The following is a 16,117-nucleotide window of genomic DNA, read 5'->3' on the forward strand; positions in this document are numbered from 1 at the left end:
GGGGGTGAAGAGGCGGAGAGGGGCGGGGCCGGGGGTCGGGGGTGGCCCGCGGGCGGAACCTGGGGTGGGACCGGCCCGGCTCAGCGATGCCCGGGGCGTGGGTCGTGGCGGTGCGCGAGGGCCTCGTACGACGCGGAGAGGGCGGGCGCGGCCGATTCGTACGTCCGCTGGGCGACCCCTATGAACAGGCAGTCCACCACCAGCAGCTGGCTGGTGCGGCTCGACATGGCCGCCGGGCGCAGCTCGCTCTCACGGGCGGTGGAGGTGGTGAGCACCAGGTCCGCGTACTGCGCGACCTCGCCGTCCGGCCGTCCGGTGATCGCGACGGTGGTGGCGCCGCGCTCGAAGGCCACCCGCAGCGGCTCGATGACGTCCGTCGTACGCCCCGAGTGGGTGATCGCGATGGCGACGTCGCCTGAGTGGAGCTGGACCGCGTTGGTGACCGCGAGGTGCGGATCGGCGTGGGCGTGGGCTATCAGCCCGATACGCAGCAGCTTCTGGACCAGGTCCTGGCCGACGAGGCTGGACGCCCCCACCCCGTACACATCGATCCGGCGAGCCGTGGCCAGCGCCGAGACGGCCGCCTCGACCTGGCTGGTGTCCAGGACGGCGGCGGTGTCGGCCAGACACTGCTGCTCCTCCCGCGCCAGCTTGGTGACCACATCGGCGATCGGATCGTCGACCGCGATGTCCGCGGTGACGGCCGGGGCCCGGCCGGCGGCCTGGTGTGCGGCGAGCGCGGCGAGCGCGATGCGCAGATCGCGATATCCGGGGTAGCCGAGCAGTCGGGAGGTGCGGACGACGGTGGCCTCGCTGGTGCCGGTCCGCTCGGCGAGCCCGGTGACGGTGAGCGCCGCGCATCCGGCCGGATCCCCCGCCACGGCCTCGGCCACGCGCTGCATGGAGCGGGTCATGGACGGGCCTAACGTACGGACCTTCGCGGCGAGGGCGGCCGGAGCGGGCGGGGCGGGGTCGGATTGCGGAGGTGGCATGAAAGTTTCCTTCAGGTCGCTGCTCATCCGCGAAAACTATTTCCGGCCATGGGGCCCGTCAACCCTCCGCGCGGCGGTGCGGCGGTGCGGGGGTGCGAAAAGACCGGAGATGAAGCGGGACCGGGGACGAACCGAGACCGCGGATGAAGCAAACAGGCGCCAGGAGGAAGCAAAGGTGACAATGGGACCCATGAAGCTCGAACACGCACTGCACGCGGCCCGCGCCCTTGTCCTGGCCGACCTCGCGGCGGGCGAGGTCGCCCGGGCCGATATCGTCTCGCTGGTCGAAGACGCGATCGCGCACCGTCGGTGGTGGGTCGAGCAGTGGCCGGAAGGCATTGAGTACGTGGCCGGTCTGGTCGCCCAGGACGTCCAGGACGCCCTGCTGGAACGGTACGGCCGATGGCCGCTGTGCCCCGTCTGCACCCAGGGCGGCGACCTCCACGCCCTTGATGTGGAGCCCGAGTTGGGCCCCAACCCGCACTGGGTCTGCGGCAAGACGGCGGTCGCGGTGGCGCCCGTGGGTTCGCTGGGCACCACCCTCTGATGGCCGTACTGATCGACCCGCCCTCGTGGCCGGGCCACGGCCGCCTGTGGTCCCACCTGGTCAGCGATGTGTCCTACGCCGAACTGCACGCCTTCGCCGCTCGCATCGGCGCCCCGCGCCGAGGCTTCGACCGTGACCACTACGACCTGCCGAGCGAGCTGTACGCGAAGGCGGTAGGGGAGGGCGCGGAGGAGGTCGGCAGCAAGGAACTCCTCCGTCGCCTGAAGGCCGCGGGCCTCCGCCGCCCCAAACGAGCCGCGAACGCGGACTGACCGCTGCGGGCGGGCCTGCGGCCCGCCCCGCCAACCGGCCGCCCGGTGCGGCCGGCACGCCCTCGCCGTGCGTAGGTCTGCGTGCGCTGCCGCGATGCCGCCCGCGCTCCCGAGCGGCTGAGGGCGGCCGTGCCGCGGGCGGTATGGCGGGCATCGAGCTCAGCTCCGGCGCCAAGGTGAGTGCCCCGCGCGGGCGGTGTGGCCGCGCCCGCGCGGCGAGGCGGGGTCTCTCAGCGCGTCGTGCGCGACGGGTCGGAGGCCGCTTCCGCATCCGCCGGGGAGTACGTCGCCGACGTGGCGATGACGCGCGAGGCACCAGCCGCCCGGTGCAGGCGCATCGCGGCGACCGTCGTCACCACGCCCGTACCGGCGAGGGCCGCGCCCGTCCAGGCGACCGCCGGGTAGCCCCAGCCCATGTCGATGACGAGCCCGCCGAGCCACGGGCCCACCGTGTTGCCGATGTTGAAGGCCGAGGTGTTCGTCGCGCCCGCGAGCGTGGGCGCGGCGTTCGCGAGGTTGAACATGCGGGCGTTGAGCGCGGGCGCGGTGAAGAAGGCGGTGAAGCCGAGCAGCAGCGCCAATGTCACGGCCGCGACCGCGCTGTGCGCGGTCAGCGCCAACGCGCTCAGCACGACCGTCGAGGCGGTGATGCCCCCGAGCATCGTGCCGAACAGGTGCGCGTCCGCGATCCGCCCGCCGAGCACCGTCCCCAGCAGCGCGCCGACCCCGAACAGCGCGAGCACGGTCGGCACCCAGCTCTCGTCCAGCCCCGCCACATCCGTGAGCAGTGGCCCGAGGTAGGAGAACAGGCAGAAGACCGCGCCACCGCTCAGCGCGGTGGCGGCCAGCGCCAGCCACACCTGCCGGTCGCGGTAGATGCGCAACTCGGCCCGCAGCCGGGGCCGGTCGTCCCCGGTCGGCACCTGCGTACGCGGTACGAGCGCGACGACTCCGACCAGTCCGAGCGCCGACAGCCCCGCCACCGCCCAGAAGGCGGCGCGCCACCCCGCGTGCTGCCCGAGCAGCGCCCCGGCGGGGACCCCCGCGATGTTCGCGATGCTCAGTCCGCCGACCATCACCGCCATCGCCTTCGCCCGCGCGTTCACCGGCACCAGCGATACGGCCACCGCGGCGCCCACCGCCCAGAACCCGGCACACGCGAGCGCGCTGACGACCCGCGAGGCGAACAGCACCCCGTACGACGGCGCCAACGCCCCCGCGATCTGCCCGAGCCCGAACACCGCCAGCAGCGCCATCAGCGTCGTCCGCCGTGGCAACCGCAACGTGGCCGCCGCCAGCACCGGCGCCCCGACCACCATCCCGATCGCGAAGGCCGATATCAGCAATCCGGCCGTGGGGATGGATACGCCCATGTCCCGCGCGACGGGTTGCAGCAGCCCGGACAGCATGAACTCGGAGGTACCGAGGGCGAAGACGGACAGCCCGAGGACGTAGACCGCCAGGGGCATGCGGGAGCGAGCGGAATCCGCTGGGGAGAACGAGGGCATGCCAGGCTCAACGCCATGGCATGACCTCGGCATTCCTGCGCGGAACAGTGAGGTGCTCGACTCTCGAACATTCACTCGATGGGGTGGTCTGGTGGCGGTGACCTGGTGTTGTCACGCTGAGTGAGGAAGGATCGAGATGTGAGCCCGCTGGGGGAGGCGGGGGTTGAGGAGATCACGGGGGGTGATCGAGGTGACGGAGGAAACGGCCAGCGAACTGAACGGCCCGGGCGCGCCTGACGAATGGGCCGCCTATCCGGCCACAGCGGCACCGGGACCGGCGACCGCGTCGGTCGAGGTGTACTGCGTTGTCGTCCACGCTGCCCCCCTGGCGTGCGGATGGTCCGTCAACTTTGGAGCCGCGAACGGCACGTGTTACGAGCCGAGCAGCTCCAGCTCCGTGGCCATGTTGCGGCGTGCGGCCTCCTCCCAGCGGTCGTGCCCCTCCGGCGTACGGAAGAGGCGGGACAGGCCCAGCAGGTGGCGGAGGACATTCGCGCGGCCCTCGCGGAAGGCGTCGTCGGGGACGAAGCCGTACTCCTCGCGGACCGCCGCCGCGTAGGCGCCGTAGGCCGCCGGGGAGCCCGCCAGTACGGCGAGGTCGGCGTCGCAGAGGACTTCGCCGTTGGTGTCGCCCTCGGCGGGGTCGTGGTCGCGGGTGACGAGGACGAGGCGGACGGTTTCGGCCGTGCGGGGCGCCGGGACGGCCGCCTCGGTGAGGGCGCGTTCGGCGAGGCGGGCGCTGCGTTCCTCGTTGGTGGAGCGGTCGGGGAGGTAGACGGCGTCGTGGAACCATGCGGCGAGCCGGATGGCGGCGGGGTCGGGGGCCTGGACGTGGGGGAGCAACTCGTCCACCCGGTCCAGGACCGCGAGCAGGTGATCGGTGGTGTGGTAGCGGCGCTGGGGTTCGGCCCAGCGGGTCAGGAGGTCCTCGCCGTAGGGGACGGGTGACGGAGCCGTGGCTTCGCGGGCGCTGGTGAGGAGGTCCGTCCAGCGGGTGAGCAGGGCGTCATGGGCCGGATGGCGGGCGGGCGCGGGTGCGGGCATGGGCCAATTGTGGGGTAGCGGTTTGCCCTCTTGCGCGGTGTGGCAAGCTGTGGAGCATGTCTAGACCAATTCTCGAGGTGATCGCCCTGAACCCGGCGGACGCGATCGCCGCACAGGCCGGAGGGGCGGACCGCCTCGAACTGGTCACCGACATGGCCGCCGACGGGCTCACCCCCTCCCGTGAGACCTTCGCCGCCGTCCGTTCGGCCGTGGACCTGCCGGTACGGGTGATGCTCCGCGCCGCCGACGGCTTCGCGGCCGGGGACCCCGCCGCGTTCGACGCGCTGTGCGAGGCCGCCGCCGCGCTGCACTCCGAGGGGGCGGACGAGTTCGTCCTGGGCTTCCTGGCCGACGACGGCGGGGTCGACCTGGCCGCCGTGACCGCGCTGACCGAGGTCGTGCGGGCGGGCGGCGGGGTGGACGAGAGCCGCTGGACCTTCCACCGGGCCATCGACCGCGCCGCGGATCGCGACGGGCTGCGCAAGCGGCTCGCCGACATCCCCGGCCTCGATACGTATCTCACCGCCGGGTCCGCGCGCGGTGTCGACGACGGTCTGCCGACCTTGGCCGAGGAGGCGGCGCGGACCGGTACGCCGGGCTATGAGTCGCGCATCATGGCCGGTGGCGGGCTGCGCCTCGACCATCTGTCCGCTCTGCGCGCTGCCGGGATCGACGCCTTCCACATCGGCGGCGCGGCCCGTCCGGCGGGATGGGCCGGCCCGGTGGACGCGGCCGCGGTCGGCCGGTGGCGTACGGCCCTGGACGTGCCCGTTCCGGTCGCCTGAGGGCGGGCCGCACGGCGTTGAGGCGGCCTGCGCGACGCTGAGGCCGGGCCGCGCGGCCGACTGTGCCGACAAGCTCCTGTGTTGGGTGCCGGGCCTGCAGACCGGGCCCGGAAACCGGCCCGGAAACCGGGGCTCGATACCGGGCGGCTTCTGCCCGGTATCGACCGTACGGTCATCCGCACGGCACACAACACCTCACGGGAGCTTGCCATGCACTTCGCCTCTATCCGCATCATCACCGAGGACGTCGCCCGGATCGTCGACTTCTACGAGCGGGCCACGGGCCTGACGGCGAAGCGGTATACGGACGACTTCGCCGAGTTCACGACGGCGAGCGGAACCCTCGCCCTTGCGAGCACCCGCACGGTGCGGGTGCTCGGTGAGCAGGCGCCCCGGCCCGCGGCGAACCAGAGCGTGATCGTGGAGTTCCGCGTCGCCGATGTCGACGGTGAGTACGAACGGCTCAAGGAGTTCGACGTCGAGATCGTGAACGAGCCCACCACGCAGCCCTGGGGCAACCGTTCACTGCTGTTCAAGGACCCCGACGGCAATCTCGTCAACTTCTTCGCGCCCGTCACCCCGGACGCCCTCACGCGATACGAGCAGCAGACCGCCGAAGCCGAGACTGCTGCAGCCGAGGCATAACGGCCAGGCCAGGCCAGGCCAGGTCAGGTCAGGTCAGGTCAGGCCAGTTCGGCTCAGCTCAGCCGCTCCGGCAGCGCCGCCCCGTGGACGACCGTCAGCCCCGAGACCGCACGGGTCAGGGAGACATACAGGCGGCGCAGCCCGGTGCGTTCGTCCGGCTCGCCGTCGACCACCGCGGCCGGTTCGTCCAGCACCACGTAGTCGTACTCCAGACCCTTGGCCAGGGTCGCCGGGACGAGGGTGAGCCTGGCCTCGGCGCTGGTCTCCTCGCCGGGGGAGAGGTGGGTCAGGCCCGCCGCGTCGAGGGCCTCGGCCAGGGCCGGGACGCGGGCGTCGGCCGCGATGAGGCCGACGGAGCCCTCGTGGGTCAGAGCGTCGTGGCACGCGGCGATCACGGCCGCGTCCAGCTCCGCCGGAGCCACGGCCCGTACGGAGAAGTCGCCCGCCGCCTCGCGGATCGAGGTGGCCTCCGACAGGCCGGGGGCGATGGCGGGCAGCAGCCGCGAGGCGTACGCGATCACCTCGCGCGGCACCCGGAAACCCTGGGTCAGCTCCTCGATCGCAGCCCCGTCCTTGCCCAGATGGGTCAGGGCCTCTTCCCAACTGGCCGTCGCCCACGGGGTGGTGCCCTGGGCGATGTCGCCGAGCACGGTCGCCGAGCCGGTGCTGCAGCGGCGGCCGACCGCGCGGTACTGCATGGGCGACAGGTCCTGCGCCTCGTCCAGGACCACATGCCCGAGGGACGGGGTGCGCTCGATGAGATCGGCGGCCTCGTCGATCAGCACCAGGTCCGCCGGGGACCACTTCGCGGACTTCACACCGCGCCCCGGCTTCGCCCACAGGACGGTCTTCTGCTCGTCGGCGTCGAGGACGCCCTCCGCGTGCTCGGCCAGGAAGTCGGCGTCGGAGAGCAGCCGCAGCACCAGCTTGGCCGGGTCGACCGGCGGCCAGACCGCCTTGACCGCCGCCTTGACGGCCGCGTTGCGGGCGACCGCGTCCTGGACCCGGTCGTCGGGCGCCTCGCCCGCCTGTTCCATCCGGACGAGCACGGCGTGCGCGATGCGCTGCGGAAGCGCCTCGCGGGCCGCGCCGTAGCGGATGTCGCGGGTGAGCAACTCCTCGACCATCTCCTCCAGTTCATACGCGGGCACCCGCCAGCGACGTGAACCGCGCACCACCACACAGGGCTCGGTGGGGGCCGTGACATACGAGCGCAGGGCGCGGCGCAGCACCTCGGCCAGCCGCGCGTCGCCCTTGATGCGCGCCGCGTCGGCGGAGTCGGTGCCCCGCGCCTCCGCGCCCAGGGCCGGGCGCGTCACCAGGTCCTCGACGGTCGCCTGGGCCACCTGCAACTCGCCGAGGGCGGGCAGGACCTGCTCGATGTAATGGAGGAAGGAGCGGTTCGGGCCGATGACGAGGGTGCCGGAGCGGGCCAGCCGCTCGCGGTGCGCGTACAGCAGGTACGCCACCCGGTGCAGCCCCACGGCCGTCTTACCGGTGCCCGGCGCCCCCTGGACGCAGATGGTGCCGCCGATCCCCTGGCGCACGATCTCGTCCTGCTCCGGCTGGATCGTCGCGACGATGTCCCGCATCGGGCCGACGCGCGGGCGCTCGATCTCGGACTGGAGCAGCTTGCTGGTCTGCTCGGCCTCTGCGGGGTCGGAGAGCCGTTCGTCCTCGTACGCCGTCAACTCGCCGCCCGTGTAGCCGAAGCGGCGGCGCAGCGCGATGTCCATCGGCGCCGTCTTGGACGCCTGGTAGAAGGGCTGGGAGACGGGGGCACGCCAGTCGATGACCATCGGGTCGCCGTCCGCGTCGTGCACATGGCGGCGGCCGATATAGAAGCGCTCGCCCTCCGCGCCCTCCGCCGCCTCCCCGCCCGGTGCGTGCAGATAGTCGAGTCGGCCGAAGAAGAGCGGGGTGTCGGCGAGGTCGGCGAGGGCCTTGATGCGCTCGCTGACCTGGTGGTGCAGCGCTGCGGCGTTGACCCAGTTCGCGGCGACGTCCCGGAGGTCGAGGGCCTCGACGTCGGCGCGCATGGCGCGCAGCGCGGCGCGGGAGTCGGTCAGATGGGCGCGCTCCCGCGCCAGGGGATCTGCCGCCTGGGGGGCTGGAAGAGGGTCTGCGTGGGGGGCTGAGAGGGGGTCTGCGTGGTCAGGGGCGTGCGAGGGCACGGCGTAGCCTCCGGCGAGCGAGTACACAACGAGTGCACAAAGCGAGTACACAAAGCGGGTGCGCGGTACGGATGCGCGGTCAGAGATGCCGACCGGTTTCCGTCCGGGCGGCGGCTCTCCCGTTCGTTCGGAACGCGGGAGGCGGCAAGACCGGCGATTGTAGCCAGGGCATGTCCGGGAGGCGAATGAATTTATGACGGCCCCGGGAGAAGGGGCCGGGCGGGCTCGCGGGCGGGCCTCGCGTGGCCTGTGGGCCCCCGTGCGGGCCCCGTCTTTGTCTCAGGCGAGCCGCAGGGCGCGGAAGGTCACGCGCTGGTTGAACCACAGCAGCGCCACCGTCGTCGCGCCCATCAGGACCGCGACGGTCAGATGCCCGGCGACCGAGGTGACCGGGGCGCCGAGGGCGGCGAGGACGAGATGGAGGCCGACGCGGAGCGCGATCAGCCCGATGGCGATCTTCCGGGTGTGGGCGTTCTTGAGCATCGCGCGCATCAGCTTCACTCGGCGGCGCAGCACGGTCGCCCCGACGACGACGTTCACCAAGGCGATGGCGATGAGCACCATCCAGGCGTCGTCCCACGCCTTGGTCAGGTCGTACGCGGCACCCATGACGCCCTCGAAGCCGAAGAACCACAGCGGCAGCGGCTTGATGTCGCTCAGGTCGATGTCGGTGGTCGCGGTCCTGCGTTTGCGGATGCTGATGCCCATGTCCCGCCCCTTCGGCGTCGTGGTGCCGTGTCCTGCTGACACTCACGATCCTTCCGGGCGGGGAACGCCCCGGGCAGAGCCGGCGATCACGGGTCACCCATGACACATGTCATGGCCATGGGAGCGTGCCCAATGGCCGTGGGTGACTCGTGGTGGGCCGAACGTCAGACGTCCTCGTCCGCGAGCAGCTCGCTCGCGTCCACGATCCGGTACGCGTACCCCTGCTCGGCCAGGAACCGCTGCCGGTGCGCCGCGAAGTCCTGGTCGATCGTGTCGCGTGCGACCACGGAGTAGAAGACCGCCGGGTGGCCGTCGGCCTTGGGGCGCAGCACTCGGCCGAGCCGCTGGGCTTCTTCCTGGCGGGAGCCGAAGGTGCCGGAGACCTGGATGGCGACCGTGGCCTCGGGGAGGTCGATGGAGAAGTTGGCGACCTTCGAGACGACGAGCACCGACAGCTCGCCCTCCCGGAAGGCGTCGAAGAGCTTCTCCCGCTGGGCGTTGGTGGTCTCGCCCTTGATGACGGGCGCGTCCAGGTGCTCGCCCAACTCGTCGAGCTGGTCGATGTACTGGCCGATGACCAGCGTCTGCTGCCCCTTGTGCCGGGCGACCAGCGCCTCGGTGACCTTCCGCTTCGAGTCGGTCGTGGCGCAGTACCGGTACTTCTCGTCGGTCTCGGCGGTGGCGTACGTCAGCCGCTCGGCCTCGGTCAGGTTGACCCGGACCTCGACACAGTCGGCGGGCGCGATATAGCCCTGCGCCTCGATCTCCTTCCAGGGCGCGTCGAAGCGCTTGGGCCCGATGAGCGAGAAGACATCGGACTCCCGGCCGTCCTCCCGGACGAGCGTCGCCGTGAGCCCGAGCCGCCGCCGGGCCTGCAGATCGGCGGTGAACTTGAAGACGGGCGCCGGCAGGAGATGCACCTCGTCGTAGACGATCAGGCCCCAGTCGCGGGAGTCGAACAGCTCCAGATGCGGGTAGATGCCCTTCCGCTTGGTGGTCAGCACCTGGTACGTGGCGATGGTGATCGGGCGGATCTCCTTCCTCGTACCGCTGTACTCACCGATCTCCTCCTCGGTGAGCGAGGTGCGGCGCACCAGCTCGTGCTTCCACTGCCGGGCGGAGACGGTGTTGGTGACCAGGATCAGCGTGGTCGACTTGGCGGTGGCCATCGCACCCGCTCCGACCAGCGTCTTTCCGGCGCCACAGGGCAGCACGACGACACCGGAGCCGCCGTGCCAGAAGCCCTCGACGGCCTGCGTCTGATACGGCCGCAGCGCCCAGCCGTCCTCGTGCAGCTCGATGGGGTGGGCCTCGCCGTCCACATACCCGGCCAGGTCCTCGGCGGGCCAGCCCAGCTTCAGCAGCGTCTGCTTGATCTGTCCGCGCTCGGAGGGGTGGACGACGACGGTCTCCGGGTCGATCCGGGCGCCGACCAGCGGCTGGATCTTCTTCGACCGCAGGATCTCCTCGAGGATCGGGCGGTCGCTGGTCTCCAGGACCAGACCGTGGGTGGGGTGCTTGAGCAGCCGCAGCCGCCCGTAGCGGGCCATGGTCTCCGCGACGTCGACGAGGAGGGCGTGCGGGACGGGGTAGCGGGAGTACGCGACGAGGGCGTCGACCACCTGCTCGGCGTCGTGCCCGGCGGCGCGGGCGTTCCACAGCCCCAGCGGGGTCACCCGGTAGGTGTGGATGTGCTCGGGCGCCCGCTCCAGCTCGGCGAAGGGTGCGATGGCGCGGCGGCAGGCGCCGGCCTGCTCGTGGTCCACCTCGAGCAGGAGCGTCTTGTCGCTTTGGACGATGAGGGGTCCATTCACGCGCCTGGGTCCTTTCGTGCTGCCGGCCAAAGAACCAGTGTCCCCCATCGAGACGGCGTGGCGGAGAGCCGCAGGGATACAACGGGCGGCTACGGGCAAGCGGCGAAGACGGATACGGACCGACGGAACCGCGACGACAGCGCCGCGACAACAGAGCCAAGGGCGGGAGGGAGTCCCTGTGATCAGCATCGCTGGATGGGAGATCCGGCGGACGGCGGACAAGAGGACGACGGTAAGGCGGACGGCGGAGAAGCGGTCGGGGGAGAAGAAGCCGGGGGAGGGCTCCCGGACGACGGGCGGCCGGAAGACGGCGAGCGGCGAGAAGCGGGCGAGCGGCCAGAAGAGGGGGCCGCGGGCGGGTGGGGCTCTGACGAAGGGGTCCCGGACGACAAAGCCGCAGGCCGCGAAGTCGCAGACCGCGAAGCCGCAGTCGACGAAGTCGCAGACCGCGAAGGCCCAGGCCGCGAAGCCTGAATCCGCGAAGGCCCCGTCAACGAAGGCCCGGACCGGGAAGGCCCGGACGGCGAAGCCCGCCAAGCCCACGGAGCCCGAGGGCACCTCGGAGACAGCGCTGCTGCAGCGCAAATCGTTCGGCGCGCGCGCCGCACGGTTGCTGGTGCTGCTGGTGGCATTCGTCTGCATGGTCGGCTTCGCGGCGGCACTCGCCAAGGCCACACTCGTGCCCCAGCCCGGCTCCGTCGACCTCGTCCACACCAATCTGCATCCGGGGCGGTCGCTGCGCGCGTACATCGACCAGCCCGCCTTCCGGGACACGGTCAAGCAGATCGGCGGCAATGTGCTGCTCGGTGCCCCCTTCGGGGTGCTGCTGCCGATGCTGCTGCCCAAGGCGCGGGGCGCGGTGCGGGTGGTGGTGGTGACGGCCTTGGTGATGGTGGCCGTCGAGACCGTTCAGGGGCTCATCGTCGAGGGCCGGGCCTTCGACATCGACGACGTCATCCTCAACACCACGGGCGCGCTGCTCGGCTACGTCGTGATCGGCCGCTGGCTCGGCCACGCCCTGCACCCCCGCCGCCGCCACTGGTGGCACCGGTGGACCCGACGGGGGACCGAGGCACCGCCCACGGCGTGAGCTGCCCCTACGAGCCGTGGCCCCGGCCCGTCCCTTCCCGCACCAGGGGCTCCGCACCGGGGTCCGGGGCGGAGCCCCGGTCACCAGCCGTAGCCCTACGTCGCGTCCTCGGCCAGTTCGGCGGCGCCCGTGATGCGGTGCAGGGGGTACGTACGGACCTCGTCCGCCGTGTGGTCGTACGCCGTGACGAAGCCGCCCTCGACCCGGACCGGGGCGATCACGCGCTGGGTGGCCGCGCCGTTCGCGTTGACATAGCCGATCCAGACGTTGGAGCCGGTCAGGGCCGCGGCCTGCATGGTGGCGAGGGTGTCGGCGGAGGTCGTGCGGGGCAGCCGGTCGCCGGTGGCGGTGGATCCGGACCCGGACCCGGCCACGGGCTGTGAGCCGGAAGCGGCCTCCGGCCCTGCCTCGGCCGCGGCCACCGGTTTGTGGGGCGCGGTCGCGGCGAGGTCCCCGGCGCGGATGGCGCGCACCGCCGCGCCCAGCAGGGTGGCGTCGGCCACCGGCGGGCCCTCCGGGACCGGCACGGGCGGGGTACGGGGCGGGGTGCGCTGGGCTTCGGGGCGGCTGACCAGCACATCGCCCTCGGCGGACTCGGCGGCCGGGGCGTACCCCATCGCCCGCAGCCCCTCCAGCAGCGTGTCCGGCGGCGCCTGGGCGGCCAGGACGGTGGGGGCGAGGCGGCGCAGCCGCAGCCCTGCCGAGCGGCGGTCGGCGAGGATCTCGGCGAGCAGCGCGTCGTCGTCGCAGCGCAGATACGCGGAGGCGGCGCCGATGCGCAGCCGGCCGTGCTTACGGGCCACATCGTTGACGAGGTAGGTGAGCGGCTGGGGCACCGGGGTGCGGGAGTGTGCGGCGAGGAAGGTGTGCACATCGTCGGCGGTCCGCCCGGCGTCCAGCGCACGGCGTACAGACTCGGGCGTGAAGCGGTACACGGTCGCGCCGCCCTTGGACTCGACGTCGGCGAGGATGCCCAGCGTCTCGGCGAGCGGCCGTTCCAGCGGGCCGGGCGCGACGGCGGTCAGGTCCGCCTGGAGCAGGACGTGGTCGAGGGGTTCGGGGAGCAGCGGCGCGAGCAGCCGCGCGGCGTGCGCGGACGCGGTGTCGATCCTGGCGGCCGGCGGCTCGTCCGGGTGGGGTTCCAGCAGGGCGCGCCCGTGGGAGGAGAGCGCGCCCCGGCCGGTGATCCCGAGCATTTCGGCCTCGGCCACGGCCCAGCGAGCCAGCCGCGAGCGCAGGTCCTCCCTGGCGGGGGAGGCGGTCCCGGTGGGGGAGGCGGCGGCGCTGGGGGCGCCCCAGGCGGGTGAGGCGGCACTGGGGGCGGCAGCGGCACCGGCCGCGGCGGGGGCCCCGCGGTGGCTGGTCGGCCGCTCCCACCGCAGCCGATTCAGCAGGACGTCGGGGGCGGCCGCGGCACCGGACGGGAGGGCGGCCAGGAGTCCGAGGACCCGGCGGCGGACCTCGGGGGCCGGGGAGCGGTCCAGGTCCGGGCCGAGCGCGGCGAGGGTGCGGCCCCGGTTGTCCCGGCCGCCGACCAGCCCCGCCGTACGGGTCGCGGGCAGCCAGGCGGCGGCGAGCCGCGCCCAGCGCTCCTCGGCGGGCAGCCGAAGCCAGTCGTCGTAGGCGGGGGTGGGGGCGTAGCGCTCGTCGGTCTCGCCGTCGGAGGCCACCAGCCCGGCCGCGTAGGCCAGCTCGATCCAGAAGGCGGCCACCGGTTCGGCCACGTCGAGGGCCACGGCGGCCCGCTTGAGGTCGCGGACGCTCAGCCCGCCCGCGCGCAACACGGGCGGTCCGGCGCTCTCCCACTGCCCCAGCAGCTCCTCGACCGTGGCCAGGGCGGTGAAGGTCTGACCCGCGGCGGTGTTATCCACAGCCTGTGGATCGTGTTCGGTGGTGGGCGAGAGCGGCGGGGCCAGCGGCTCGGGGGCGCGGTGCGCCCGGCCGTGGCGCAGATGCAGGGCGACCTCGCGGGGCAGCACCACGTTGCGCGGCCCGGACGGGAGCAGCAGTCCGCGGTCCAGCAGCCAGCCGACGGGCGGGGTGGGCGAGGCGACGGACGCCTCCCCGTACGGCGGTCCCCAGGTCAGCTTGGCCAGCACGGCCGCCGCGCCCGTCGGCGCCCCGGCCAGCAGCGCCGCCATCCGGGCACGGTCCTGGAACAGCTCGGTCAGGGCCGCCACCGCCGTGACCGGGTCGTGGGTGGGCGGCAGCCCGGCGCTCGTCAGCAACTCCTGCAGTCGGCCCGGTGACATCCCGGACGTGGCCTCCTGGACGGTCGGGCCGAGACCGGTCGGAGAGGGGGAGGTGGGGGAGGGCGCGAGCAGTTCGCGGGCGGTGCGGACGAGGCGGAGCCGGTCGTCACCGCCCCAGACCAGGGCCTGGTCGCGCAGGGTGGCCACGGCACGCGGCAGCTCGGCCGCGATCGCCGCGCGTTCCTCGGCGCCCAGGACGGCCTCGGTGTCGGATGCGGGGCCGGCGGGTGAGGCGGGGCTGAGGGGCGAGGCGGCCTCGATGCCCGACGTGGGGCCGATGGGCGAGGCGTTCCCGGGGCCCTGGGCATCCCCAGAACCGTCGGCTTCCTCCGCACTCCGGGCGTCCCCCTGACCCGCGGCCTCCTCCGCGCCCTCATCACCCGTCAGCAGATCCCGCAGGGTTTGGTACCGGCACGGGTCTGGCGCGACGGCCAGGGCCTCGGCGGTCTGCAGCGCGAACCGGTCGAGCCGCTCCACGGCCCGTACCACCGAGGCGCGGGTGCCGGCCCGGGTGGCGAGCTGGGTGAGGTCGTTCGGGACCGGGGAGAGCAGATCGGGGCGGGCGCGCAGCAGGGCGGCGAGGGCGTCGTCGGGCCGGGTCCGCAGCTCCTCGGCGAGTGTGCGCGGCACCGCGCGGCCGCGATTGCCGTGGCCGTCCCATGGGCCGGTGTCCCGTGGGCCGCCGTCCCCGTGGCCGGTGTCCCCACGGCCGGTGTCTGCGGGCAACTCATGCCTCCCGGTTGCGCGAGCTGGTCTCTTCGGGCATTTCAGCCTTCCCGATTCCATGAACTGCTCATTCGATCCACAGTACCCGCGGGGTGCGGGACGCAGGGGATGCGGCGGGACTCCGCTTCCGCGCGGTACCGTCGGAGCCGACTGATACGCCGACCGTGCGCATTCTCAGGGGTCTTGGTGGGGATCGAGAGCGAAAAGCTCGTCTACGACTATCTGAGCCGTGTCGGTGACCTGGCTCAGCAGCAGGGTCTGTCGTCCGGTGAACGCATGCGACTGGTCTCCGGGCTGCGTGCCGATATCGACCATCGCCGGACCACCGGAGGGGCGGACAGCCCGGCCGGGGTGAAGCGGATCCTGTCCAAGTTGGGTTCACCGGCCGACGTGGTGGCCGCCGCGGGCGGCCGGCCCCCCGACCCGGGCTCGGGAACGGGCGCTGGGCCGGGCGCGGCGGGTGGGGGCGCGGTCGGCGGTGCGGGCCATGGCGCGGGCGGCGGTGCGTCGCCGCGGGGAGCCGCCGGGGCGGCGCGGGCGGCCCGCGACAAGCTGGCCGGGCTCGCCAAGAGCAGCGGTCTCAGCGGTAAGGTCCCCACCCCGCGCGAGGAGGACGCCCCGGGGGTGCCCGGCGCCGGTTGGAACGGCGGCGGCCCGGGCGACGGCTCCCCCTCCCTGATCAAGCCGAGGCCCTCCACCCCCGCCACGCCCCCGTCCAACGCCGCCTCGCCGCCGCATCTCGCGGGGGAGGACGAACTGAGCCCGCGCGAGTCCAACATGGACTGGTGGCATGTGGAGGCGGGCCCGTTCGCCCAGTCCGAGCGGCGCGACGCGCAGTACGGCTCGGTCGAGGGGTTCACCGGCGGGATCGAGATCCCCGAACTGCTCGGCAAGGGCAAGACGGCCGAGCAGGAACGCCAAGAGCGGCGGGAGGCCGAGGGAAAGGCGGCGGCGGAGGAGGAGGCGGCCGCCGCCGAGGCCCAGGCCGCCGAGGAGGCGGAGGCCAAGGCTGCGGCCGGGGCCGGGGGCAAGCAGCGCGGTGCGCTGCGCCGGGTACTCCTCGGGCCTGGTAAGGCGGCCGATCAGCCCGCGGGCGGGGGCGGCGTCGCCACATGGCTGGCCGGGCTCGGCCCGGTGCTGCTGGTGGCGGTCGGGCTCCTCGTGGCGGGCGCGGTCATGGGCAACATCATCCCGATCGCCTTCGGCTGGGTGATCGCGTACTACGGCACCTACCGCCACTCCCCGGCCGGGGCGAAGTGGGCCTCGCTGGGCATACCCGGTCTGGTCGCGGCCGGGGCCGGGGTCTGGCTGTGGGGCCGGGCCGCCCGCAAATGGGGCCAGCCGATCCCCGAGGACGGGTGGAAGGACGCGCTCACCGGCACCTGGCCGTTCGTCGTCCGGGGCGCGGCCATCGCCTCGGTGCTCTTCCTGCTGTGGCGCGCGAGGCGCAAGGGCTGAGGTCCGAGAACGCGGTGAGGGGGCTTGCTCTGGCAGCTCCCGTGGGTTTCACGCCGGGCTACCGTGAGGCTCGAACCGGAAGCGAGCGCTGGGCGGTGCCGG

At 73.3% G+C, this 16,117-nt stretch carries 13 protein-coding genes; 6 read left to right on the top strand and 7 right to left on the bottom strand.

Translation table 11 applies throughout. The annotated features are described in order from the left end of the window. Positions 1–80: 80 nt before the first annotated feature. Complete coding sequence (locus ACFYOY_RS16165; RefSeq protein WP_351881616.1) at positions 81–1,019, bottom strand: MurR/RpiR family transcriptional regulator; 939 nt, start codon at positions 1,017–1,019, stop codon at positions 81–83. A gap of 163 nt (positions 1,020–1,182) precedes the next feature. On the opposite strand from ACFYOY_RS16165, the gene ACFYOY_RS16170 reads away from it, so the two are divergent. Both ACFYOY_RS16170 and ACFYOY_RS16175 read left to right on the top strand, forming a co-directional pair. Further along, the gene (locus tag ACFYOY_RS16170; protein WP_208515425.1) at positions 1,183–1,539 is read left to right on the top strand and encodes a hypothetical protein; all 357 of its coding nucleotides are present in this window, start codon (positions 1,183–1,185) and stop codon (positions 1,537–1,539) included. Continuing rightward, complete coding sequence (locus ACFYOY_RS16175; protein ID WP_351881614.1) at positions 1,539–1,811, top strand: DUF4031 domain-containing protein; 273 nt, start codon at positions 1,539–1,541, stop codon at positions 1,809–1,811. Before ACFYOY_RS16170 ends, ACFYOY_RS16175 begins: the two co-directional genes overlap by 1 nt. 230 nt (positions 1,812–2,041) lie before the next feature. On the opposite strand, the gene ACFYOY_RS16180 is transcribed toward ACFYOY_RS16175, so the two are convergent. Beyond that, a complete protein-coding gene (locus ACFYOY_RS16180; RefSeq protein WP_388587574.1) occupies positions 2,042–3,280 on the bottom strand; it encodes a Cmx/CmrA family chloramphenicol efflux MFS transporter in 1,239 nt (412 codons plus the stop codon). A 411-nt stretch (positions 3,281–3,691) separates the two neighbouring features. Beyond that, entirely contained in the window at positions 3,692–4,363 is a 672-nt protein-coding gene (locus ACFYOY_RS16185) for a hypothetical protein (protein ID WP_351881612.1), read from the bottom strand. Between the two features lie 56 nt (positions 4,364–4,419). Here ACFYOY_RS16185 and ACFYOY_RS16190 point away from each other — a divergent pair, with 56 nt between their 5' ends. After that, positions 4,420–5,148, top strand: a complete 729-nt coding sequence (locus ACFYOY_RS16190) for a copper homeostasis protein CutC (protein ID WP_351881609.1) — start codon at positions 4,420–4,422, stop codon at positions 5,146–5,148. Positions 5,149–5,358: 210 nt separating this feature from the next. Beyond that, positions 5,359–5,793 (top strand): VOC family protein, encoded by a 435-nt coding sequence (locus tag ACFYOY_RS16195; RefSeq protein WP_388587578.1) that lies wholly within the window; start codon positions 5,359–5,361, stop codon positions 5,791–5,793. A gap of 53 nt (positions 5,794–5,846) precedes the next feature. On the opposite strand, the gene ACFYOY_RS16200 is transcribed toward ACFYOY_RS16195, so the two are convergent. The 3 genes from ACFYOY_RS16200 to ACFYOY_RS16210 form a co-directional block, all read right to left on the bottom strand. Then, positions 5,847–7,967 (bottom strand): HelD family protein, encoded by a 2,121-nt coding sequence (locus ACFYOY_RS16200; RefSeq protein WP_388587581.1) that lies wholly within the window; start codon positions 7,965–7,967, stop codon positions 5,847–5,849. Between the two features lie 279 nt (positions 7,968–8,246). After that, the gene (locus ACFYOY_RS16205) at positions 8,247–8,717 is read right to left on the bottom strand and encodes a hypothetical protein (protein WP_351881600.1); all 471 of its coding nucleotides are present in this window, start codon (positions 8,715–8,717) and stop codon (positions 8,247–8,249) included. Positions 8,718–8,839: 122 nt separating this feature from the next. After that, positions 8,840–10,489 carry a DNA repair helicase XPB gene (locus ACFYOY_RS16210; RefSeq protein ID WP_093462679.1) on the bottom strand — a complete coding sequence of 550 codons (1,650 nt, stop codon included), beginning with the start codon at positions 10,487–10,489 and terminating at the stop codon, positions 8,840–8,842. A 178-nt stretch (positions 10,490–10,667) separates the two neighbouring features. Between ACFYOY_RS16210 and ACFYOY_RS16215 the strand changes: the two genes are divergently transcribed. After that, on the top strand, positions 10,668–11,579 hold the full coding sequence (locus tag ACFYOY_RS16215) for a VanZ family protein (RefSeq protein WP_351881596.1): 912 nt from the start codon (positions 10,668–10,670) through the stop codon (positions 11,577–11,579). Between the two features lie 95 nt (positions 11,580–11,674). Here the strand turns inward: ACFYOY_RS16215 and ACFYOY_RS16220 are convergent, their stop codons facing one another. Then, positions 11,675–14,557, bottom strand: a complete 2,883-nt coding sequence (locus ACFYOY_RS16220) for a helicase C-terminal domain-containing protein (RefSeq protein WP_388587583.1) — start codon at positions 14,555–14,557, stop codon at positions 11,675–11,677. A gap of 186 nt (positions 14,558–14,743) precedes the next feature. On the opposite strand from ACFYOY_RS16220, the gene ACFYOY_RS16225 reads away from it, so the two are divergent. Beyond that, complete coding sequence (locus ACFYOY_RS16225) at positions 14,744–16,015, top strand: hypothetical protein (RefSeq protein ID WP_351881590.1); 1,272 nt, start codon at positions 14,744–14,746, stop codon at positions 16,013–16,015. Positions 16,016–16,117 lie beyond the last annotated feature (102 nt).

It is taken from the genome of Streptomyces sp. NPDC007875, from assembly GCF_042868035.1.
Classification (GTDB): domain Bacteria; phylum Actinomycetota; class Actinomycetes; order Streptomycetales; family Streptomycetaceae; genus Streptomyces; species Streptomyces antimycoticus.

What these genes read in the sequence shown, in the direction of transcription:
- ACFYOY_RS16165 (WP_351881616.1), bottom strand. Translation starts at nt 1,019, where the DNA reads ATGAGCAGCGACCTGAAGGAAACTTTCATGCCACCTCCGCAATCCGAC.
- ACFYOY_RS16170 (WP_208515425.1), top strand. Translation starts at nt 1,183, where the DNA reads ATGAAGCTCGAACACGCACTGCACGCGGCCCGCGCCCTTGTCCTGGCC.
- ACFYOY_RS16175 (WP_351881614.1), top strand. Translation starts at nt 1,539, where the DNA reads ATGGCCGTACTGATCGACCCGCCCTCGTGGCCGGGCCACGGCCGCCTG.
- ACFYOY_RS16180 (WP_388587574.1), bottom strand. Translation starts at nt 3,280, where the DNA reads ATGCCCCTGGCGGTCTACGTCCTCGGGCTGTCCGTCTTCGCCCTCGGT.
- ACFYOY_RS16185 (WP_351881612.1), bottom strand. Translation starts at nt 4,363, where the DNA reads ATGCCCGCACCCGCGCCCGCCCGCCATCCGGCCCATGACGCCCTGCTC.
- ACFYOY_RS16190 (WP_351881609.1), top strand. Translation starts at nt 4,420, where the DNA reads ATGTCTAGACCAATTCTCGAGGTGATCGCCCTGAACCCGGCGGACGCG.
- ACFYOY_RS16195 (WP_388587578.1), top strand. Translation starts at nt 5,359, where the DNA reads ATGCACTTCGCCTCTATCCGCATCATCACCGAGGACGTCGCCCGGATC.